The sequence below is a fragment of the Pokkaliibacter sp. CJK22405 genome (assembly GCF_046614695.1).
GTDB lineage: Bacteria > Pseudomonadota > Gammaproteobacteria > Pseudomonadales > Balneatricaceae > Pokkaliibacter.
In genome coordinates this window covers 18,400-38,178 of the sequence record NZ_JBKKHQ010000019.1, presented here as the reverse complement: position 1 = coordinate 38,178, position 19,779 = coordinate 18,400, and the positions used below count along the sequence as shown (strand labels likewise).

Genomic DNA, 19,779 nt, shown 5'->3' with positions numbered 1-19,779 from the left:
AATCACTCAGATTAAGGCACCTGGGCGGGTGACTCTTCCGCCTCGTTCGGGCCATCGCTCACACGCATGGCCACCCAGGCCAGCACGAAGTAGCTGAAGGTCAGCGCAATGGCCGTGTAGAAGTAATCCTCTTTCATCGTGCCAAGGTCGGTGATATCCGGCGCCGTCCAGGCCAGGCGAACGGCGTAGACGATCATAAAGATCAGCACTGCCCCGGCACCAACAAGCAGCACCTTCGCCAAACGTGCCGTGTGCAGTTTGGTCGGGTCAGATTCGACCTGCTCCTCGCCGCTCTCGGCCAAACGTTTTTCCTCAAACTCGATCAGCACCTGCTCACGTTCCGCCTGACGGGTTTCATCCACGGGCCAGGAGTCACGCGCGCCCATGTAGCTTGCCACGATGGGGTAAAGCACCAGAGCGATCAGGTATTCCGGCAGGAAGATGTAATAAAAGCTCATGGCCTGGGTAAGGATCATCAGTACGGCAAACGCCAGAGAGACACCCCAAACGATCAGCGCCGCCATGTTGATGTTCTGGCGCAGGTAACGCGACCAGTAACGGGTCAGCCCCAAACGTGGCAGCAGGTAATGCTCAGCAATGGTGATCGCCCCCACCGGACACAGCAGCACGGCACCATAAACCGTCAGCGGCATAACGGACTGCGCGACGAAGGGAAAACAGGCGGCAGCGGCAATCACGACACCGATAATCGCCGTCACTTTGCTGCGTGACATCTTGGGCATCAGGGTACTGGCGGCAAGACCGGCGCGGTACAGGCAGGCATTCGCCGTGGTCCAGCCGGCACAAATCACCGCCAGCAGGCCCACATAACCCAGCGTGGCGTAGGCAACATCGGCGGAGTCGAGATTCATCAGCGCGGTGCCAAGCACCACGGCAGCGCCCGCGCCCATCAGGCCTGCGGAAATCCAGCCCACATAGTGGCCCAAAAACATGCCGATGCCGGAGAACACGCCATACCATTTGCGATGCGCAAAGCGGAAGGTGGCCATATCAATCAGGCCCAAATGCACCATGGCACCGTTCGCCCAGGCGAAGGCCGCAACTTCCCACATGGAGATGCCGTCTTTGCCTTCTGGCGTCGTGCCCGTCCAGATAGTCTCTTTGGCGACCTCGATAAAGCCTGCAAAGCTGTCGATACCGGTCGAGCCTGTGACATGCTGCGCCAGAGAAGGCAGCGCAATTGCCGCACCGCAGACAAAGCAAGTCAGCATCCAGGGCGAGCAAATGGTCGCAAAGTTGGCCATGGCTTCAAAGCCGCGGGCAGCGACAATCACCACCACGGCGGCGAGCATAAGCGTCACTACAATAAAGGCAATTGAGGTGGGATAAGGCTGAAGCTGAACTGGCAAATCCAGCGCGTGGCGCACCGCATAAGCCGAGACGGTAATCATCGCGGCGGCCAGCGCGCCGTAGAACAGCAGGATCGCGCTGTTATAAAGCTTACTGAAATAAGGGCCGGTGATTTGCTCAAGATAGCTGAACAGCGAGCGTCGGGTTTCGACGGCGATGGGAGTTGTCACCAGCGCCCAACTGGCAACGGCCAGCAGGTTACCGATCAACAGTCCAAGGAGCAGTTCGGTAGTGCCGACTCCCATGGTCACAAAAGTCACACCAATAACAAACTCGGTCGCGGCAATGTGCTCACCGCCAAAGAGTCCGGCGAAATATCGCCATTCCTTCACGTAGTGCGCGGCGCGAGGAATAGCATTACGAAGATGTCGTGGGCGAGATTTCGATCTCGCTGATGCTGCTGTGGTTGGCATGCTCTATCTGCTCTGTCCTGTTAATCAAAGGAAACGTCACGGGAAGAATCGAGGCCATGGACTGACACGGCCAGCAACGGCCGCTTCCCAAAACTCACCTGTTTCTCAGGTGAAGCGGGAAATACGCACTCAGGCGCAGTCACTGTACCGGTCTATCAGTCAGGTCAGTCGCGGGTACAACGCGAGTAAATGGCAAACAAGGCTGGCGCATTCATCGGCATAGGTTCATCCATGGCAACGTGCTCCGATTCGTCCAGCGCTTATCCTCTTCATCGGTAAAACCAGTCGCATAATGCATGCCAGTTTCATCTAGATGACTACAACTAAAGTAGTTAGCCTTTACCCTAGCGGTATTTTTTTGCATAAACCAGATACGTTTTCATACTTATGACCCAACAGGTAAGCCAATGAAAACGGGTTGTTTTTGAAAATACCGCCCTTAATAGCGATGAGCCAAAATGCGGATTATGGGAGTTATGTCAGGTAGCTGCGTGCCTGTCATCAGCTGACATACAGCGCTTAAATTAATTGAATCTGATTGTTGCGATCTTACCGATGCCTCTGTCCCCCACCACCGATTTCAGGGTGATAGCCACCCATTCGCCAGAGGATGCCTGCCCGGAAATAGTGCTCGAACACACTCCCAGCCGACAGCAACTCGCTTTTGAAGGTGCGCAACTGGAAGGCCAGTTTGCAATGGATAACGGCTTTATTCTGCTCATTACCGATGATGTGCCCTTTGAGGAAAGGCTGGTGATTTATCGGCTGGATCAAAAACTTCAGGTCTGCGAAAGCATTACGCTTGGCGCGGCCTATACCCCCGGCATCATTGGTGATTTACAGATCCTGAGCGCCAGCCAGCTAAGCTTTAGCTTCTTTAATAATGAGGAAGTATGGGTACTGGAGCTGCTAGCCAAACCGGCATGGGACAGGAAGCCTTTTCAGCATCCGGTGAGAAGAACAAGCGGTGTATTCAGGAGAAGTTCATTAAGGCTTTACATTAAAATAGAACGTGAACAGCAAATGCCTATGAATTAAAATCTGATTCATTAATCAAAAAACCTACTACATCAGACCATCCACCAATCAAATAATCTATATTTTCTTGTGAGTTGTTAAGCCTTACAATATTGACTTCAAAAACTTCCCTTACATAGTCTTTCTCCTTACCCTGAATTTTACTCATCCTAATAACCTCGTTATCAAAACCTTCAACAATGCCATGTACAAAGACATCTCTAAGTTGTGATGCTGCCTTTGTTTTCATGATAAGTTCATGACCCATGAATGATGGCAGTCTCTCATTTAAATGCCGCTCTATATATTCAAGTTTACCGTTAAGTCGTGTTGGCTTTTTCTGTGTGTTATTTCCTTTTGCTATTAAGTGTAGACATTGATCAATTAGCCTTTCGACTTCAGACCACCTCACGACAGTAAAACCAATTGAAGATAACCATGACTCAGCTAGTTTTATTTCATCCATTTCTATCACCCTAAAAAAAGCAAGCCCATAGATAATTCACCAATGAGCAATTGCTATTTAAAAGCCCCGCTGCACGTTCGCACAGCGGGGCTTTTTCAATTACCAGCAGAGTGCCAGCCCCTGCTGGTTTTGTACCGGATTTACTTAGCTAGGGAAAGCAAACTGTGCCTTCTCGCGCACACCACCGGCGGGCCAGCGCTGGGTGATGGTTTTACGGCGGGTATAGAAGCGCACGGCGTCGGGGCCGTAGGCGTAAAGGTCGCCGAACAGGGAGCGTTTCCAGCCGCCGAAGCTGTGGTAGGCCACTGGCACCGGTAGCGGAACGTTAACGCCGACCATGCCGACCTTGATGTTGTCGGTAAAGTAGCGCGCCGCTTCGCCATCACGGGTAAAGAGGCAGGTGCCGTTACCGTATTCGTGATCGTCGATCAGCTGCATTGCCTCTTCCAGTGACTTGGCGCGCACGACGCAGAGTACCGGGCCGAAGATTTCATCGGTGTAGATGCTCATCTCAGGGGTCACGTGGTCGAACAGGCAGCCGCCGATAAAGTAGCCGTTCTCATGGCCGGGCACGACCAGATCACGGCCATCGACCACCAGTTTTGCGCCCTGCGACACGCCTTCGGCCACATAGTTGCGAATGCGGTCCAGCGATACCTGCGTAATCACCGGGCCCATGGCATTGCTAAGGTCGGTGCCGGGGCCGACTTTCAGGGTCGACAGTGCATTTTCCAGTTTGCTGACCACTTCATCCGCGACTTCATCGCCCACGCAGACCGCGACGGAAATCGCCATGCAGCGCTCGCCGCAGGAGCCATAGGCCGCGCCCATCAGTGCGCTGACGGCGTTGTCGATATCGGCATCGGGCATGATCACCGCATGGTTTTTCGCACCGCCCAGCGCCTGAATACGTTTGCCGTTAGCCGTGCCGGTGGCGTAGATATATTCGGCAATCGGGGTTGAGCCGACAAAGCTCACCGCCTGCACGCGCTTGTCTTCCAGCAGGGTATCGACCGCCAGCTTGTCGCCGTTGACGACGTTGAACACGCCTTTAGGCAGACCGGCTTCGTGCAGCAGCTCAGCAATTTTCAGCGGTGCGCTGGGGTCACGCTCGGAAGGCTTCAGTACAAAGGTGTTACCGCAGGCAATCGCCATCGGGAACATCCACATGGGTACCATCGCCGGAAAGTTGAACGGGGTAATGCCCGCCACAACGCCAAGGGGCTGGAACTCGCTCCAGGAATCAATCGCCGGGCCGGCGTTTTTGCTGTGCTCGCCCTTGAGCAGTTCAGGAATGCCGCAGGCGTATTCGACCACTTCGATACCGCGCTGCAATTCGCCGCGGGCATCATCCAACACCTTGCCGTGTTCAGCGGTAATCAGCGCGCAGATGTCATCGGCGTGTTCTTCAAGCAGCATTTTAAAGCGGAACATCACCTGCGCACGCTTAAGTGGCGGTGTGTTGCGCCACGCGGGGAATGCCGCTTCTGCGGCGGCAATCGCGCTTTCAACGGTTGCCTTGCTGGCCAGCGCCACGCGCGAGCTTTCCTCACCGAAGGCCGGGTTGAAGACGGCCTGGGTACGCGCCTCGTCGGTCACCATTTCGCCGTTGATAAAATGTCCGTGAATCTGGGTCATAAAGGTCTCTCTTATAAAAATCGGTGAAGTCGCGGCTCAGGCCAGGGTCTTGAGTGAATCGCCCAGGGCGTTGATCAGGCGGTCAATCTCTTCACGCTCGACAATAAAGGGCAGGCCCAGCTGAATCGTGTCGCCGCCGTAACGGACATAGAAGCCTTTCTTCCACATGTCCATCGCCACCAGATAGGGGCGAAGCGCGGGTTCACCGGGCGCAGCTTCCAGCGTCAGCGCCGCCGCCAGACCGTAGTTACGAATATCCGCCACCGCAGGCAAGCCTTTCAGGCTGTGAATGCCCGCTTCAAGGTAAGGCGCCATCTCTTTGGCGCGGCTGATCAGGTTGTCTTTCTCAAGAATATCAAGCGCCGCCAAACCTGCCGCACAGGCCACCGGATGGGCAGAATAGGTGTAGCCGTGTGGCAGCTCGACCATGTAGTCGTGGCCGCCCTGCTCCATAAAGGTTTCATAGATCGGCTCGATCACGGTCACGCCGCCCATGGGCACGGCACCGTTGGTGACCTGCTTGGCAAAACAGATCATATCGGGCACAACGCCGAAGGCTTCACTGCCGGTATTGGCGCCAACGCGACCAAAAGCGGTGATCACTTCGTCGAAAATCATCAGGATATTGTGCTTGGTGCACAGCTCACGCAGGCGGTTCAGGTAGCCGACCGGTGGCGGCAGAATGCCGGTGGAACCTGCCATTGGCTCAACAATCACGGCGGCGATGTTAGAGGCATCGTGCAGGGCAATCATCGCTTCCAGCTCATCGGCCAGATGCGCACCATGTTCTGGCTGGCCTTTGCTGAACAGGTTTTCCTTGATGGCCGTATGCGGCAGGTGATCAGCATCCACCGCCTGACCATAGAGTGCGCGGTTGCCGACGATGCCGCCAACGCTGATGCCACCAAAGTTGACGCCGTGATAACCACGGGCACGGCCAATCAGTTTGGTTTTGCTGCCCATACCCTTTTTGCGCCAGTACGCACGGGCAATCTTAAGGGCGGTGTCGACCGCTTCAGAGCCGGAACCGGTGTAGAAAACACGGGTCATCGCCGCTGGCATAAAGTCGAGAATACGTTTTGCCAGCTGGAAGGATTTGGGGTGGCCAAACTGGAAGGCTGGCGAGTAATCCAGCGTTTGCAGCTGGGCGTTAACGGCTTCAGCAATTTCAGGGCGGCAATGGCCGGCACCGCAGGTCCAGAGGCCGGAGAGCGCATCAAAAATCTGGCGACCATCGCTGTCGGTAAAGTACGCGCCTTTGGCCGCGGTGATGATGCGCGGGTCCTTTTTAAACTGCCGGTTGCCCGTGAAAGGCATCCAGTGGGCTTCCAGTTCTTCCTTAGTGGGCATGACGTGGTCGGTCATCGCGGCTACCTGCTGATCGCTAATTTGAAGTCTCGGGGACGAGCATAAATCTCTGCTCGCAATGGGTTCAGTCTGCCTCGGCAAAAAAAGTAGTTAAATACAAACCTTTTAAAGCATACTTATCGTTTTACTTACCTAAATAACCTTGTTCCGCCAACACCCTCAAGCCTAGTGCTGACGTGTGCGTGGCACCGTTTTGACAAGGTTAAAATCCGCAGGACAGGCGATGAGCAGTCAGAACAAAAACCCGCAAACGTCCGCCGCGAAAACAGCGCTAAAAACCGCGCCGAAAACCGTCAATCTGCCCGGACAAATCAGCGATGTTGACCTTCGTCTGCTGCGCATTTTTAAAGCGGTGGTCGATAACGGCGGTTTTTCAGCGGCTGAGGTGCAGCTCAATATCAGCCGTCCGGCGATTTCTCTGGCGATCAGTGATCTGGAAAAACGCCTGAGCCTGCGCCTGTGTCAGCGCGGTCGTTCGGGCTTTGCCTTAACCGAGGAAGGCGAGCAGATTTACCACGCTATTTTGCAGGTGCTGGCCTCGCTGGAAGGTTTCAAGGCGCAGGTTAACGCCATTCATAATCATCTGAAGGGCGAGCTGAATATCGGCATCACCGATAACCTCGTCACCCTGCCCCACATGCGTATTACCCACGCACTGGCGGAACTCAAAAAGGCCGGCCCCGGTGTGCGCATCAATATCCGCATGATTCCGCCCAATGACATTGAACTTGGCGTGCTCGACAGCCGCCTGCATATCGGTGTGATTCCGGAACTTCGGCCTCTGCAGGGGCTGAATTACTTTCCCCTCTATGAAGAAACCTCCCAGCTTTATTGCAGCCGTGGCCATACACTTTTCAGCCTGAATGACACGGAGCTGACGATTCCCCAGATCGAAAAGCAGGATGCCGTCGTCCCGGCCTTTGCGCCCCTTGCCGACGTAAAGCCCCTGCACCGCAGGCTGAATGCGCAGGCGACCGCGACGGATCGCGAAGGCATCGCCTTTCTGATTCTGACCGGCAGCTATATCGGCTATCTGCCCACTCACTTTGCCGAACGCTGGGTACGCGACGGCCAGATGCGCGCCTTGCTGCCCGATGAACTGCACTTCGGCACGCAATTCTTCGCCGTCACCCGCAAAGCCGCCCGCCCGAACCTGATTCTGGAGAAATATCTGGAAGCGCTGGGGGTGTGAGCATTGCCATAAGGGTGGACAGGCTGTTGCCCGATGACTGCTGGCCTGGGGCAAACCCGGTTGCTAGGCTTTAGGCGCAATTAATCGCGTAAAAAGCAACCTCATTTGTGAACAGGAGCGAATGTTATGTCTTATCAGTGGGTCATCTTTGATGCGGACGATACGCTGTTTCATTTCGATGCCTTTGCCGGTTTGCAAATGACATTAGCCACTCACGGAAAAGACTTTAATCGTGAGGATTATGCGCAATATCAGGCGATTAATACGCCACTCTGGCAGCAATACCAGCAAGGCGAAATTACCGCAGAAGATGTCAAAATTCGCCGGTTTATTCCCTTGGCTGAAGAGCTGGGTATCAGCCCCCGGCAATTGAACCAGCAATTTCTGGCCTCCATGGCAGAGGTCTGCCATCCCCTTGAAGGGGTACGAGAATTACTGGAAAGACTGCAGGGCAAGGTTGGCCTTGGCATTATTACCAATGGGCTGGTGGATCTTCAGACAGCACGCCTTGCGCGTAATGCCATGAGCCATTTCTTTGAAGTGCTGGTCGTTTCAGAGGCCGTGGGCGTTGCAAAACCCGACCCGAAAATCTTCCGTCATACGGAGCTGGAAGTGCAGAAAATCAAACCGAATCAGTCACTTACCCCTGAGCAGTTCCTGATGGTGGGCGATAACCCGGCCTCCGATATTCTGGGCGGTCAGCGGGCGGGCTGGCACACCTGCTGGCTGAATGCGGCAAAGACTCCGGCACCGGATGGCATTCTGCCTAATTACACCGTCAGCAATCATTTCGAACTAAAACGGCTATTAGAAGAAAAAATCTCGATTTAATTTGCGTATTCAGCATTGCAATTGGCTATTTGTCGCCCAATACTCGTTGCAGAGGTTGGGAATATCCCCTGCTGAAATCTGCTTTATCAGCCTTTTCGTTTTACGTTCTCTGCCTCGATTCATCCGCGTAGCACTTACCACTCGGCCTTTCCTGACCGGGCGTGATCTGGGTGCCACGACATTTCCGGATTTTTCAGGAGGCAATCAATGGAACGGCTACTTTCTTCGGACTGGATTACTCACTTCTTTGGCTATACCGGACGGCTGGTTTCCCTCGGCAAATATAAAGGGGACCATGAGCTGGAAAGTAATATCGGTATTGTCGCTTACACCGCCGTATTTATGCTGGCGTCCCTGTACTACTGGGTGAGCGCATAGCGGTAGTAGTGAAAAGCGCCTGGCCATTTCACACCTGTTTTTTCGAGCCTTAGTGCGCTGACTGATTTCAGTGAGCACTCCGGCTGCGTGCAAAAATCACCAGTCCGATGCCGCCCAGCGTCATCACCCCGGACACCATCAGCACTGGCGTTAATACTTCGCCCATCCATAAAATGCCACCTGCCGCTGCCAGCAATGGCACACTAAGCTGCAATACGGCCGCCAGCGGCGCAGAAAGCGAGCGCAGTGCGCTGTACCAAAGGGCATAGCCAACACCCGAGGCCAGCGCTCCCGATGCGATGGCCAGTACCACACCTGAACGTTCTGCATGGCCATTTAGCACTCCGGCGATGGCGACAACAGCCGCCAGCGGCAACGTTTTCAGCATATTGCCTGCGGTATCCTGCAGTGGCGCCCGGCTCTTACGACCCTGCAAGGTGTAAACACCCCAGGCCATGCCCGCCAGACACATCAGCACCAACCCGCCGACGCTGGGCGCGACCATGCCCGGCAGCATCAGCAAAATAAAACCCGCAAAGGCCAGTAAGAGCCCGGCCATTTCCAATAGGGTAAAGCGATGCCCCTGATACCAGGCGATCGCCAGCATGGTCATCTGCACCGAGGTAAAGAGAATGAGCGCGCCCGCTCCGGTCGGCAAACTCACATAGGCCAGAGAGAAGGCCATTGCGTAGATAAAGAGGCTGAGCGCACCGATCTGGGAGCCAAACTGCTGCCACGACCGCTTCGGGCTCGTTGCATTGGCCACCGAGCGTTTCGCCGTCAGCAGGCATAACAGCGATAACATCACCGCACCACTAAAAAGCCGGATGGAGGTAAAGCTCGCTGCATCAATACTCTCCGTGGCCAGCGCCAGACGACAAAGCACGGAGTTAGCGGCAAAGGCGATCAGAGCCAACAGCGTTGTCAGACAGAGTCGGGGGAGATTGGTCGTGGTGGAAGTGCTGGCGTCGTGCATAGTTTTTATTTTTCCCGATGGTCAGCGCCCGGTGATAACAATAATTCAGTGGCAACAACAATTCTGTGACTGCAACGATTCAGCGATAGCAATAAGCCTCTGATAACTACAGCCTAGCGATAACCTCACTTTGGCGCCCTAGGGCTTTAGCCTTAGGCCGTCTAAAGCTCCGGCGCTGCAACACTTTGCCCAGAAATGACGCCTGCCTGCGACAGCGCTGATAAACCTCAGGGCGTACAATGCAACCTGAGCTTTACCCTTTACGCCGCGTATTCAGGCGGCCAGTCAATCTCACAGGGAGGGAGTTATGTCTCGACGTTCCAAAGTCTCAGCACTGCTGCTCGGCGCCGGTATCACCGGTTTTGCATTGGTGCCCATCGTGCAGGCATCGACCCTGAATGATCTTCTCAACGCAGGCAAAGCCCAGCTGCAAAAGCAGCAAAGTGGCAGCACCTCTGCCAGCGCCAGCACGTCAACATCACTCTCATCCAGCACCCTGAGCGCCGGCCTTAAACAGGCGCTGTCTGTCGGGACGACTCGTGCGGTGGAAAGCCTGAGTAAGCAAAACGGCTACCTTAACAGCAGCATTGCGCATATTCCCCTGCCTGGCGCCCTGGCCTCTTCGGCCAAGATGCTGCGCGCCGCCGGGATGGGCACTCAGGTTGATGCCTTTGAAACCAGCATGAACCACGCCGCCGAGAAGGCCGTGGTCGAGGCAACCCCCCTCTTCGTGCAGGCACTGAATAACCTGACGCTAAAAGATGCCCAGCAGATTTATTCTGGCGGCAGTGATGCAGCAACCCGCTACTTTGAAACCAATACCCGTACCCAACTGGCGGCCAAGTTTCAGCCCGATATCGCCCAGGCGATGGCTCAGACCGGCGTCACCAGTTACTACCAGCAGCTCACCAAGAAAATTCCATCCGGCCTTGCAGCGTTAACCGGCACCAATGTGGACCTTGATACCTACGTGACGCAAGCGGCACTTGATGGCCTCTTTGCTCAGCTCGCGCAGGAAGAAAAAGCCATCCGTACCGATCCGGCGGCCCGTACCACGGACTTGCTGCGCTCGGTGTTCGGCCAGTAAGTCAGCCAGCGTAAGATAAAAAAAGAGGGCCCCTGCCAAGCAGGAAGCCCTCGGAAAGTCGACCGATGCCACCAGTCGAAGTTTAAGCACGTTGAGGAATAAAACGCCGGGATGGCGGCCTTAGCCGAGTACGCTGGCAAAGACCGGTGCACCAAGCACCATTGCAATCCCGGTAAAAATCATCGTCAGGCTGGCGATCACGCCCTCTTCATTGCCCAACTCCCGCGCTTTCGCCGTGCCTGCACCGTGGGCCGATGCCCCCAATGCCACACCGCGCGCCAGCGAGGTTCGAATCCTTGTGGCGCGGAATACCGGCTCACAAATCACCATGCCGATAATGCCGGTCGCCATCACCAGCATCGCCGTAATTTCAGGCACGCCACCAAAAGCCGTCGCAGCCTGCAGTGCAAAGGGTGTTGATACCGAGCGCACCAGCATGCTGTGAGCGATTTCATCGGGCAGCGGAAACAACTGCGCCAGTAGCCAGGAGCTGCCCATCCCCAGCACCAGACCGGTAATCACACCAAAGGTCAGGGTCATGGGGTAACGCATAATCACGCCGCGCTGCTGATAAATCGGTACAGCAAAAGCGATGGTCGCAGGCCCCAGCATCAGCACCAAAAGGTGGGTGAAGCGAAAGTAGTCATCCAGCGGAATCCGCAGTGCCAGCACCAGCGCAATAATGCCAAGGGGCGCGGCCAGAATAGGTGCCAAAAAGAACACCTTCTTGCGGGCGTAGGCCACTTTAGTGAGGTAATAAAACCCCAGGGTCGCGACCAGACTGAACAACGCCAGTGCGCTATCAGACATGGGACACCTCGGCAAACTGGTGCCCACGCATACGGCTTTCCAGCTTGAATACGCGATCCACCACCAGCGCCGTTCCTATCAGTACCAGCGCGGTTCCACCGATCAGCGCGCCCATCAGCATCAGTCCATCCTGCTCCAGCAGTTGGGAATACTTGATGATCGATACCACCGGCGGAATAAAAAACAGCAACAACTCACTCAGTAACCAGGCAGAACCCGCCTGCACCACTGACACCGGCACCAGTTTGCTGGCGAACAGCACCACCATGATGCCCAGGCCCAGTACGCTGCCGGGAATCGACCAGCCCTCATGGGCGGCCAACGAATTACAGGCCCACAGCAAAGCACAGAGCCCGGCAATCTGGAGTAGCGTATGAACGAGCCCTTTGGCTTTCTTCATGGTGCATTTCCTCTCTGAGTGCTGAGTGAAATTCTGTGCCAGTCTCGGCTTATGGCCTCTGGCTGAATCGTTAATGCGTGTAGTCTAGGGGTTTCAAATAGATAAAAATAATGAATAATTAACATGCATTACATAACTTTTTGGAAAACAAATGGATCTGCGTGTGCTGCGGTACTTTGTCCGCATCGTCGAAAGTGGTGGCTTTGGCCGTGCCGCTGAACAGCTACACATCACCCAGCCGGCACTGAGCAAGGCGATTCGTTCTCTGGAGGAAGAGCTTGAAGCGGTGCTGCTTGAGCGCGGTAAACGTGGCTCGCAAATTCGCCTGACACCCTCGGGGGAGATCGTCCTGCGCCATGCCCGCACGATGCTGGATGAGCGCAAACGCATGGCACGTGCGATCGATGAATTGCGTGGCTTAAGCGGCGGTGAACTGAGAATCGGCCTGTCGCCACTGGGCAGTGCCGAGCTATTCGCGCCCTTGATTGCCCGCTTTCGCAGCCGCTACCCGCAGGTGCGCGTCTGGCTGATGGAGCGTGGTGGGGCTGAACTCGAGGAATCCTTGCGCAAAGGCGATATCGAACTGGCGACCAGTTTAGTCCCGGTGCATGACGGCATCGACTGGCTGCAGATTCGTAATGACCCGATGCGCGTCGCCCTGCCCGTTGCCCACCCGCTGGCGCAGCAGGAAAGTATCAAACTCAAGGATCTGGCCGAGGTGCCTCTGGTGATCTTCGAGCCGGGGTTTCTGTTGAATAAGGTCGTACTTGAGGCCTGTTATACCGCCGGCTTTACGCCCAAGGTCGTCACGCAGATCAGCCAGCCGGACTTTGGACTGGCGCTGGTCGCTGCGGGTACCGGCGCCATGCTGTTACCCGGCCTGATTGCCGAGCGTCACGGCACGCCGGGGGTGCGCATGATTGCACTGGAAGACAACAGTTTTACCTGGAAGCTGTCCTTGCTCTGGCGCAAAGGCGGCACTCTGACCTTCGCTGCACGCGCCATGCTCGACCTCATTGAATCCTCACTGGACGAGCAGGGCTCGCTGCCCGGCTTGCCCATGGGGACGGTATAAAAAGGCACGGTATAAAAAAAGGAGCCATCAGGCTCCTTGTCACATCAACTGCTTAGACCGATTTATTCGCATCAAACTCGTTGCGTCAAACTCTTGGCTTCAAACACTTTGCATCAGCAGCGCTGATTAGCGTGAAGAAAGGTTATTTGAAAAGATGCTTGCGCGCTTCTTCGGTCAACAGGGCTTTGGAGTCGGTGTTGATTCCTTCCACCAGCTTGTAGGCGCGTTGCACCGCGGGACGGGCTTCAATACGTTCAAGCCATTTGGCCATGTTGGGGAAGTCTTCAATGTTCTGCTTCTGCCCTTCCCAGAGTTTGGCCCAAGGGAAAATTGCCATATCGGCGATGGAATAGTCTCCAGCGACAAAGTCTTTATCCGCCAGTTGCTTGTCGAGCACACCATACAGACGTGCCGTTTCCTTGATATAGCGGTTCTGAGCGTAAGGAATCGTCTCTGGCGCATAGCGATTAAAGTGATGATTCTGCCCTGCCATCGGGCCGACGCCACCCATTTGCCAGTACAGCCACTGCAGAACGTCGTAACGCTCCTTACCTTTGGCAGGCAGGAAGTCACCGGTTTTATCTGCCAGATATTCCAAAATGGCGCCGGACTCAAACAGGCTCAGCGGCTCACCACCCCAGAGTGGTGCCCGGTCAACAATGGCGGGAATGCGATTGTTGGGCGCGACTTTCAGAAACTCTGGTTCAAACTGTTCACCCTTACCGATATTGATCGGGCATAAGGTGTAGTCGATACCGGTCTCTTCCAGAAAAATCGTGACCTTGTGACCGTTCGGGGTCGTCCAGTAATAAAGATCAATCATCCTTTTTCCTCGCTTGCTCACAGCCTGTGAGAACTGCAGTCGTATGAAATATCGCTTTGGTGTTGCTAACGGCGGTTTAGCCTTTACTGAGCAACCGCCCGTTTGACTGGCCCCTGCCTGGACTCGTAGGCAGCAAGCAGATCATCAAACCAGCGTGTTACCTCGGCATAGGGTTGCCAGGGCGAGAAACCAAGGGTGTAAGCCCACATCAACAGACCGTACACAGAGAAGTCGGTGGCACCGGGCGCAACACCGTCCAGGTAGGTCGACTCAGCCAGCGCTGCGTTCAAGGCAGAAAAACCAGGGGCAAGATCAGGAAGGATGGCCTCAGCCGTGGGCATGGATTCCAGCGTACAGCCCAGTCTCTTCTCGCGGGTCTCGCGGAAGTAGCCCCGGTCTTTCTCGGCAATCACGCTGAAAATGGTCGGGATCAGCAGTTTGGATAAATGAGGACGCAACAGCGCAGAAATCATTGCGTCCATGGAAAGCGCCCTTGCCCGGGCAACATCAGTGCCAAGCAGATCAGACTCACTCACCGCGCTGTCGAGGTAGGCCATGATCTGCAGGGAGTCGATCACCACCTCTTCATCTTTCACCAATACCGGTACCAGACCCTGCCCGGAAAAGCCCAGCGTTTCCTTTTCAGTAAAGCGCACGGGCACACTTTCAAAGGGCAGATTCAGATGGGTCAGCACGGCGCGAATACGCCAGCAATAGGGAGAAAACAGCAGTTCCGGGTCATCCCCGCACAATTCATAAAGACGGATCACCTTGACTCTCCTCTGCTCTGTTGATTAGTTAAGACCTCGGGCAGCCCACTTCTGTGTGAGACCCAAAAGTGGCGGCCCAAGTTCCCGATAAAGTCATACCTATCGGGATGAGACTGTTTCATAACGGTTTTCTTTTAAAAAGCCGTGTTTTTCGAACAGATCTTCTCATCCGAACTGCGTAAGTTGGTCATTGTGTTTTTAGATGCACACCTGCGGCTTAGTCACGTTTTCACTGTGCAGGCATCACTTGCCAGTCACAGCATCACCGCAGGTAAACATTCCGGTAAGCATGGCAGGTATTTAAGGAGAGAACAGGTGGGATTACGATTTTCCCCGGCAGTCGCTATCAGACTTGCGCTGATCACGGCAGTAGCATCGACTTTTTCTGTGGCTCAGGCTGCAGAAACAACCACTGACTCAACCCAGGTCGCCAAAGAGCAGGATGTGCTGGCGAAAATGGCCACCGACTCCGCTGATAGCCAGACTCAGGGCCTGGCGACCAGTCAGGCGCGCGGTGTGCTTCAGGCCGTCGAGCAGGCGACCATCTCCAGCGAAATCGCTGGCAGAATCAATGCACTGCCCTTTCGCGAAGGTCAGAGTTTCAAGAAAGGCGAGGCACTGGTGAAGTTTGACTGCTCCACCTACGAAGCTCAGCTTTCCGCATCCCAGGCGGCTTCCCGCGCAGCCCAGGCTGAATTAAGCCAGAACCGCCAGCTCGCCGAGATGCGCTCAGTAGGCAAATACGCTGTTTCCCTGTCGGCCGCCCATCTTGCCGAAGCGCAGGCCCAGAGCAAGGTCTATAAGCTGCAAGTGGACCGCTGCACACTCACCGCGCCCTTCTCCGGCCAGGTCGTGCAAACCGAGGTCAATCCTTATGAGAGTGTCGCTGCTGGCACACCACTCATGGATATCGTCAATAACCAGACGCTGGAGATTCACATTCTGGTACCTTCACGCTGGCTCCCCCAGCTAAAGGCCGGGCAGAATTTTCAGTTCACCCCGGATGAAACCGGTAAACCCCTGCAGGCCAGTATCAGCCGCCTTGGTGCGCGCATCGATGAGGGCAGCCAGACCATCAGCCTTATCGGCAAGCTGACTGCGCCAGCCAGCGATTTGCTCTCAGGGATGAGCGGTACTGCCCACTTTGAGGGCCTGAAGTGAGCCAGCCGAGCATTGAGCGTGTTTTCGCCCTTTTTCTTGATCTTGAACAGCGCCTGCGCCGGGCGGATTCCGCAGAAACCCTGAGTTACCAGCTGGTGAATGATGCCCAGCCGCTGTTTGGCTTTCGCCATGCAGCGCTGGTCATTAAAGGACGAGTTCGGGCTGTCACGGGGATTTCTGCGGTCTCGCCACAAGCGCCCTTTGTCGCCTTTATCGAGCGCGCCGCCAAACACTTTCCGGTTAAAGACGCCGAAACGGAAATCATCAAAGCCCAGACACTGGATGATCAAAGCCGCAAGGACTGGCAGGAGCTGTCCGCGCCGGAAGCCCTCTGGATTCCTCTTAAAACCCGCGCAGGCGATGTCTTTGGCGGTATTTGGCTGGCGCGGGAAGCCCCCTGGTCGGGGGCGGAAGTCACTCTCGCCGGTCAGTTTGGCGACGCAGCCTCCCATGCCTGGCTGGCACTGGAGCCGGTGAAGCGCTGGCACTGGAAACACCTGGGCTGGAAATGGCTGATCCCGCTGGCATTACTGTTGTTATGCCTGCTGATTCCGGTACGCCAGTCAGTGCTGGCACCCGCCGAGGTCATCCCGGAGAACGGCTCCATCGTCGCTGCCCCTATCGATGGCGTGGTTCAGCGCATTGTCGTTAAACCCAATGAAATGGTTGAGAAAGGCCAGTTACTCGTGCAGTTCGATGCCACGACCCTGAAGGCACAGGCCGATGTGGCAGAGCGGGCATTGAATGTGGCCCAGGCGGAATACCGCGCCGCCTCTCAGCGCGCCTTTCAGGATACGGACTCCAAAGCACGACTGGACTTGCTCTCGGCGCAGGTGTCACAAAAGCAGGCCGAGCGTGATTATGCTCAGGCGATGCTGGCGCGCAGTGAAGTCCGGGCAGATCAGTCCGGTATCGCCGTGTTTGCCGATGCCGACCGCTGGACAGGTAAGCCTGTACGCACCGGCGAGCGCATCATGGAAATCGCCAACCCGGCTCAGGCCAGCCTCAAGGCCAGTATCGATGTGGGCGATGCCATTCATTTAAGCGCAGGCAATGAAGTCCGGCTCTTTCTTGATAGTGACCCACTCACACCCCACGCCGCGACGCTGACACGCACCTCTTATGAAGCGGAAACCACCCCGGCGGGCAATCTGGCCTATCGCGTGGATGCAGACTTTAGCGGCACACCGCCGCGCATCGGCCTTCGTGGTACCGCCAAGCTCTACGGGGATGAAGTCAGTCTGGCGGTGTATCTGTTCCGCCGACCACTGGCGGCCATTCGACAGGTGCTGGGTCTGTGACCATGCAAGCTAGCAAGCTGCTGCCGGTGCTTCGGCGTGATTTGCAGCTTACGGAAGCGGCGCCGGGCTTTGATGGCTCACCTCAATGGACGCTGGCAGATCCGATCAGCGGGCGCTACTTCAAACTCACCCAGCAGGCGCTGCGACTGCTTCGTCACTGGAGCAAACGTGACCCTGGCGCAGTGCTGACTGCGGCGAATAATGAGCCGGGGCTAAAGCTGGCCGAGAAAGATGTCGAGCAGTTGCTGGATTTTCTGCGGCTGCATGATTTGATCAGCGCGGCTGACCCTGAGCAGCGCGGCAGTTATGCACAAAAGGCCAAAGCGCGGCACATCGTCTGGTGGAAGAGCCTGCTGCATCAATACCTGTTTTTTCGAATTCCTCTCTGGCGACCGGAAGCCTTCCTCAACCGGTTCTATCCCCTGCTGGCACGTCACGGCGCATGGCTGTTCAAGCTCTTGCTACCGCTGGTGTTATTGCTCGGCATCTTTCTGGTTAGCCGCGACTGGGCCACCTACCGCCATTCTTTCCCCCATCTTTTCAGCATGAGTGGCATGGCCGCTTTCGGGGTGGCGCTGGTGTTTGCCAAGTTCTGCCATGAAATGGGCCACGCCTTACTGGCCAAGCACGCTGGCTGTCGGGTGCAAAGCATGGGGGTGGCTTTTATTGTGCTCTTCCCGCTGTTTTATACCGACGTGTCCGACGCCTGGCGCCTCAAGAGCCACAGGCTGCGTTTTATCATTGGCGCAGGCGGCATTCTTGCAGAGCTTATCCTCGCCTGCTTTGCCCTGCTGGCCTGGTCACTGTTGCCGGAAGGGCCGCTTAAAACCGCCGCCTTTATGCTCTCCAGCGCGACCTGGATCACAACAGTCGTCGTCAACCTGAACCCGCTTATGCGCTTTGATGGCTACTTCCTGCTGTCGGATCTGTGGCGAGTCGACAACCTGCAGGAACGGGCCTATCGCCTTTGTCGCTGGCGCCTTCGCGAAGCGCTGTTTGGCTACCAGCAGCCACCGCCTGAGCGCTGGTCACCGGCGATGCAACGCAAGCTGTTACTCTGGGGCTATGCCTCCTGGCTGTGGCGTTTTTTCCTGTTTCTGGGCATTGCGCTGGTGGTCTACCATTTCTTTATCAAGGTGGTCGGCATCGTTCTGATGCTGATCGAAATCAGCTGGTTTATCGCGCTGCCCATGCTTCGCGAAGTCAAACACTGGATTGCCATGCGCCGAGCCTCAAAACCCGCAGCCCTGTTTCGGACCACCCTTTTCAGCGCTGTCATTCTGGCCGTGCTGTTCTTCCCCTGGAAAGGCAGTGTCTCCGTGCCAGCCGTTCTTGAGGCAACACGCGTCACCAGCCTCTATGCCCCGGTGGCAGCACAAATCGCCAGTGTAGCGGTGAAGGATGGTCAGCAGGTCAGGGAGGGCGAGGTACTGATGACCCTGTCCTCACCGGATATCGACTCTCGTCTGGGTATTGAGCGTCAGCAGCTGGATATTCTGCAGCTGGAGCTACTGCGAAACCGGGCCCGGCAGGAAACCGCCAGCAGCTCGCAGGTCATTGAGCAGCAACTGGCAGAATCCCTTGCGCGTTATCGCGGTCTGCAGGAACAGCAGGCCCGCCTCACCCTAAGAGCCACTCAGGCAGGAACCGTGCGCGATCTTGCCAGTGAGTTACATGCAGGCCGCTGGATCAACCCGGAACTGGTGCTGGCACGTATTGTAGATACGGCTGAGCTTCGGGCCCGTGGCTATGCTGAGGATAGCGCCGTCACCCGTATTGAAAGCGGTATGACCGGTACCTTCTATGCGGATGACCCCCACCAGCCTGCACGCAACGTTACCCTTACCCATATCGCTCCGACCGGTTCGGCAACGCTGTCCTTGCCCAGTCTGGCGTCCGACAAGGAGGGGCCCATTGCCGTGCGCCGCAACAAAGAAGGTGAAGCTGAACCCCTGAAGGCTCAGTACGCTGTCGATTTTGCGGCGAGCACTGCGTCAGGTCAGCCTCTTCCCACACAGCGGCAACGAGGCGTTGTGGTGCTGGAAGGCGAGCGGGAATCGCTGCTGGGCGGCTGGCTACGGCATATGGCTGCCGTGTTTATCCGTGAGAGTGGCTTTTGATTCTGCCTTGATAACGCGACAGGAGTTGGCCTCTTGGCCTGAGCCTAAAACGCTTCGGGCTAAGCTTCTTCCTGCCCTCAGGCACCAACCTCCCCTTTGGGCGCATAAGATGGGATGAATTGCAGAGTCAGCCCCTACCAAAGTCGCAAACCTGTCAAACCGAACTGATGCCGCTCAAATGCCACTCACTTTGCAAGTGCAGCATAATCGCTGTGGCTGCACGGGATTTCTGATATTTGGGCTCAAGCTTTGGCAGGCTGTCGCCGATAAGGAAATCCGCGCGCAGCGATGTTCACTGCCAGAGGTTGTCGCGACCTCTCCCCCGGCGTCATCGCAATTGAAATACCACACTCACGGACGGTGTCGGCCATGGCGATTCTTACGCCAGCCGAGTAATCACGGAACGATTCATCCTCAGCAGGTGATTGCATCATTGTGGGCAAAATTGTCAGGTTAGCCTATCTAGACGCCTGGAACTGCCCTCCATATGATTAAAACCATTCACCTGGTTGGATTTATATAACTGTTATCTAGGCATGAAGTGCGCAGTTCTGCCGACAATGACAGCCGTTCTGGAGTATA

At 56.0% G+C, this 19,779-nt stretch carries 18 protein-coding genes; 9 read left to right on the top strand and 9 right to left on the bottom strand.

What is annotated here, in order from left to right; all coding sequences use genetic code 11:
* Positions 1–11 precede the first annotated feature (11 nt).
* A complete protein-coding gene (locus ACKC9G_RS14225; RefSeq protein WP_411406516.1) occupies positions 12–1,784 on the bottom strand; it encodes a hypothetical protein in 1,773 nt (590 codons plus the stop codon).
* A gap of 528 nt (positions 1,785–2,312) precedes the next feature.
* Between ACKC9G_RS14225 and ACKC9G_RS14220 the strand changes: the two genes are divergently transcribed.
* Positions 2,313–2,822: a hypothetical protein gene (locus ACKC9G_RS14220; RefSeq protein ID WP_411406514.1), complete on the top strand. Its 510-nt coding sequence runs from the start codon at positions 2,313–2,315 to the stop codon at positions 2,820–2,822.
* Here the strand turns inward: ACKC9G_RS14220 and ACKC9G_RS14215 are convergent.
* From ACKC9G_RS14215 to ACKC9G_RS14205, 3 genes are all read right to left on the bottom strand, one after another.
* Positions 2,812–3,267 carry a hypothetical protein gene (locus tag ACKC9G_RS14215; RefSeq protein ID WP_411406512.1) on the bottom strand — a complete coding sequence of 152 codons (456 nt, stop codon included), beginning with the start codon at positions 3,265–3,267 and terminating at the stop codon, positions 2,812–2,814. The genes ACKC9G_RS14220 and ACKC9G_RS14215 overlap by 11 nt on opposite strands.
* A gap of 144 nt (positions 3,268–3,411) precedes the next feature.
* On the bottom strand, positions 3,412–4,905 hold the full coding sequence (locus ACKC9G_RS14210) for a CoA-acylating methylmalonate-semialdehyde dehydrogenase (protein ID WP_411406510.1): 1,494 nt from the start codon (positions 4,903–4,905) through the stop codon (positions 3,412–3,414).
* Between the two features lie 36 nt (positions 4,906–4,941).
* Complete coding sequence (locus tag ACKC9G_RS14205; RefSeq protein ID WP_411406508.1) at positions 4,942–6,270, bottom strand: aspartate aminotransferase family protein; 1,329 nt, start codon at positions 6,268–6,270, stop codon at positions 4,942–4,944.
* A gap of 226 nt (positions 6,271–6,496) precedes the next feature.
* Here ACKC9G_RS14205 and ACKC9G_RS14200 point away from each other — a divergent pair, with 226 nt between their 5' ends.
* The 3 genes from ACKC9G_RS14200 to ACKC9G_RS14190 all read left to right on the top strand — a co-directional run bounded on the left by ACKC9G_RS14200 (position 6,497) and on the right by ACKC9G_RS14190 (position 8,674).
* On the top strand, positions 6,497–7,465 hold the full coding sequence (locus ACKC9G_RS14200; protein ID WP_411406506.1) for a LysR family transcriptional regulator: 969 nt from the start codon (positions 6,497–6,499) through the stop codon (positions 7,463–7,465).
* A 126-nt stretch (positions 7,466–7,591) separates the two neighbouring features.
* On the top strand, positions 7,592–8,296 hold the full coding sequence (yjjG, locus tag ACKC9G_RS14195) for a pyrimidine 5'-nucleotidase (RefSeq protein ID WP_411406504.1): 705 nt from the start codon (positions 7,592–7,594) through the stop codon (positions 8,294–8,296).
* Positions 8,297–8,503: 207 nt separating this feature from the next.
* A complete protein-coding gene (locus ACKC9G_RS14190; protein ID WP_411406502.1) occupies positions 8,504–8,674 on the top strand; it encodes a hypothetical protein in 171 nt (56 codons plus the stop codon).
* Between the two features lie 67 nt (positions 8,675–8,741).
* Here ACKC9G_RS14190 and ACKC9G_RS14185 read toward each other — a convergent pair whose 3' ends face one another.
* Entirely contained in the window at positions 8,742–9,650 is a 909-nt protein-coding gene (locus ACKC9G_RS14185) for a DMT family transporter (RefSeq protein WP_411406500.1), read from the bottom strand.
* Positions 9,651–9,957: 307 nt separating this feature from the next.
* Here ACKC9G_RS14185 and ACKC9G_RS14180 point away from each other — a divergent pair, with 307 nt between their 5' ends.
* Positions 9,958–10,737, top strand: a complete 780-nt coding sequence (locus ACKC9G_RS14180; RefSeq protein WP_411406498.1) for a DUF4197 domain-containing protein — start codon at positions 9,958–9,960, stop codon at positions 10,735–10,737.
* 120 nt (positions 10,738–10,857) lie between these two features.
* Here the strand turns inward: ACKC9G_RS14180 and ACKC9G_RS14175 are convergent, their stop codons facing one another.
* Both ACKC9G_RS14175 and ACKC9G_RS14170 read right to left on the bottom strand, forming a co-directional pair.
* Positions 10,858–11,547, bottom strand: a complete 690-nt coding sequence (locus tag ACKC9G_RS14175; protein WP_411406496.1) for an LrgB family protein — start codon at positions 11,545–11,547, stop codon at positions 10,858–10,860.
* Positions 11,540–11,947: a CidA/LrgA family protein gene (locus tag ACKC9G_RS14170; RefSeq protein WP_411406494.1), complete on the bottom strand. Its 408-nt coding sequence runs from the start codon at positions 11,945–11,947 to the stop codon at positions 11,540–11,542. Before ACKC9G_RS14170 ends, ACKC9G_RS14175 begins: the two co-directional genes overlap by 8 nt.
* Before the next feature lie 151 nt (positions 11,948–12,098).
* On the opposite strand from ACKC9G_RS14170, the gene ACKC9G_RS14165 reads away from it, so the two are divergent.
* Positions 12,099–13,022, top strand: a complete 924-nt coding sequence (locus ACKC9G_RS14165; protein WP_411406492.1) for a LysR family transcriptional regulator — start codon at positions 12,099–12,101, stop codon at positions 13,020–13,022.
* 142 nt (positions 13,023–13,164) lie between these two features.
* On the opposite strand, the gene ACKC9G_RS14160 is transcribed toward ACKC9G_RS14165, so the two are convergent.
* Both ACKC9G_RS14160 and ACKC9G_RS14155 read right to left on the bottom strand, forming a co-directional pair.
* On the bottom strand, positions 13,165–13,845 hold the full coding sequence (locus tag ACKC9G_RS14160) for a glutathione binding-like protein (protein ID WP_411406490.1): 681 nt from the start codon (positions 13,843–13,845) through the stop codon (positions 13,165–13,167).
* Positions 13,846–13,928: 83 nt separating this feature from the next.
* Positions 13,929–14,615 carry a glutathione S-transferase family protein gene (locus ACKC9G_RS14155; RefSeq protein ID WP_411406488.1) on the bottom strand — a complete coding sequence of 229 codons (687 nt, stop codon included), beginning with the start codon at positions 14,613–14,615 and terminating at the stop codon, positions 13,929–13,931.
* A 315-nt stretch (positions 14,616–14,930) separates the two neighbouring features.
* Here ACKC9G_RS14155 and ACKC9G_RS14150 point away from each other — a divergent pair, with 315 nt between their 5' ends.
* From ACKC9G_RS14150 to ACKC9G_RS14140, 3 genes are read left to right on the top strand one after another with little or no spacing between them, the layout of a single operon-like run.
* A complete protein-coding gene (locus ACKC9G_RS14150) occupies positions 14,931–15,776 on the top strand; it encodes an efflux RND transporter periplasmic adaptor subunit (RefSeq protein WP_411406486.1) in 846 nt (281 codons plus the stop codon).
* Positions 15,773–17,077, top strand: a complete 1,305-nt coding sequence (locus ACKC9G_RS14145) for an efflux RND transporter periplasmic adaptor subunit (RefSeq protein ID WP_411406484.1) — start codon at positions 15,773–15,775, stop codon at positions 17,075–17,077. Before ACKC9G_RS14150 ends, ACKC9G_RS14145 begins: the two co-directional genes overlap by 4 nt.
* Positions 17,078–17,079: 2 nt before the next feature.
* Positions 17,080–19,197 (top strand): HlyD family efflux transporter periplasmic adaptor subunit, encoded by a 2,118-nt coding sequence (locus ACKC9G_RS14140; protein WP_411406748.1) that lies wholly within the window; start codon positions 17,080–17,082, stop codon positions 19,195–19,197.
* Positions 19,198–19,779 lie beyond the last annotated feature (582 nt).

What these genes read in the sequence shown, in the direction of transcription:
- ACKC9G_RS14225 (WP_411406516.1), bottom strand. Translation starts at nt 1,784, where the DNA reads ATGCCAACCACAGCAGCATCAGCGAGATCGAAATCTCGCCCACGACAT.
- ACKC9G_RS14215 (WP_411406512.1), bottom strand. Translation starts at nt 3,267, where the DNA reads ATGGATGAAATAAAACTAGCTGAGTCATGGTTATCTTCAATTGGTTTT.
- ACKC9G_RS14210 (WP_411406510.1), bottom strand. Translation starts at nt 4,905, where the DNA reads ATGACCCAGATTCACGGACATTTTATCAACGGCGAAATGGTGACCGAC.
- ACKC9G_RS14205 (WP_411406508.1), bottom strand. Translation starts at nt 6,270, where the DNA reads ATGACCGACCACGTCATGCCCACTAAGGAAGAACTGGAAGCCCACTGG.
- ACKC9G_RS14200 (WP_411406506.1), top strand. Translation starts at nt 6,497, where the DNA reads ATGAGCAGTCAGAACAAAAACCCGCAAACGTCCGCCGCGAAAACAGCG.
- yjjG (WP_411406504.1), top strand. Translation starts at nt 7,592, where the DNA reads ATGTCTTATCAGTGGGTCATCTTTGATGCGGACGATACGCTGTTTCAT.
- ACKC9G_RS14190 (WP_411406502.1), top strand. Translation starts at nt 8,504, where the DNA reads ATGGAACGGCTACTTTCTTCGGACTGGATTACTCACTTCTTTGGCTAT.
- ACKC9G_RS14185 (WP_411406500.1), bottom strand. Translation starts at nt 9,650, where the DNA reads ATGCACGACGCCAGCACTTCCACCACGACCAATCTCCCCCGACTCTGT.
- ACKC9G_RS14180 (WP_411406498.1), top strand. Translation starts at nt 9,958, where the DNA reads ATGTCTCGACGTTCCAAAGTCTCAGCACTGCTGCTCGGCGCCGGTATC.
- ACKC9G_RS14175 (WP_411406496.1), bottom strand. Translation starts at nt 11,547, where the DNA reads ATGTCTGATAGCGCACTGGCGTTGTTCAGTCTGGTCGCGACCCTGGGG.
- ACKC9G_RS14170 (WP_411406494.1), bottom strand. Translation starts at nt 11,947, where the DNA reads ATGAAGAAAGCCAAAGGGCTCGTTCATACGCTACTCCAGATTGCCGGG.
- ACKC9G_RS14165 (WP_411406492.1), top strand. Translation starts at nt 12,099, where the DNA reads ATGGATCTGCGTGTGCTGCGGTACTTTGTCCGCATCGTCGAAAGTGGT.
- ACKC9G_RS14160 (WP_411406490.1), bottom strand. Translation starts at nt 13,845, where the DNA reads ATGATTGATCTTTATTACTGGACGACCCCGAACGGTCACAAGGTCACG.
- ACKC9G_RS14140 (WP_411406748.1), top strand. Translation starts at nt 17,080, where the DNA reads ATGCAAGCTAGCAAGCTGCTGCCGGTGCTTCGGCGTGATTTGCAGCTT.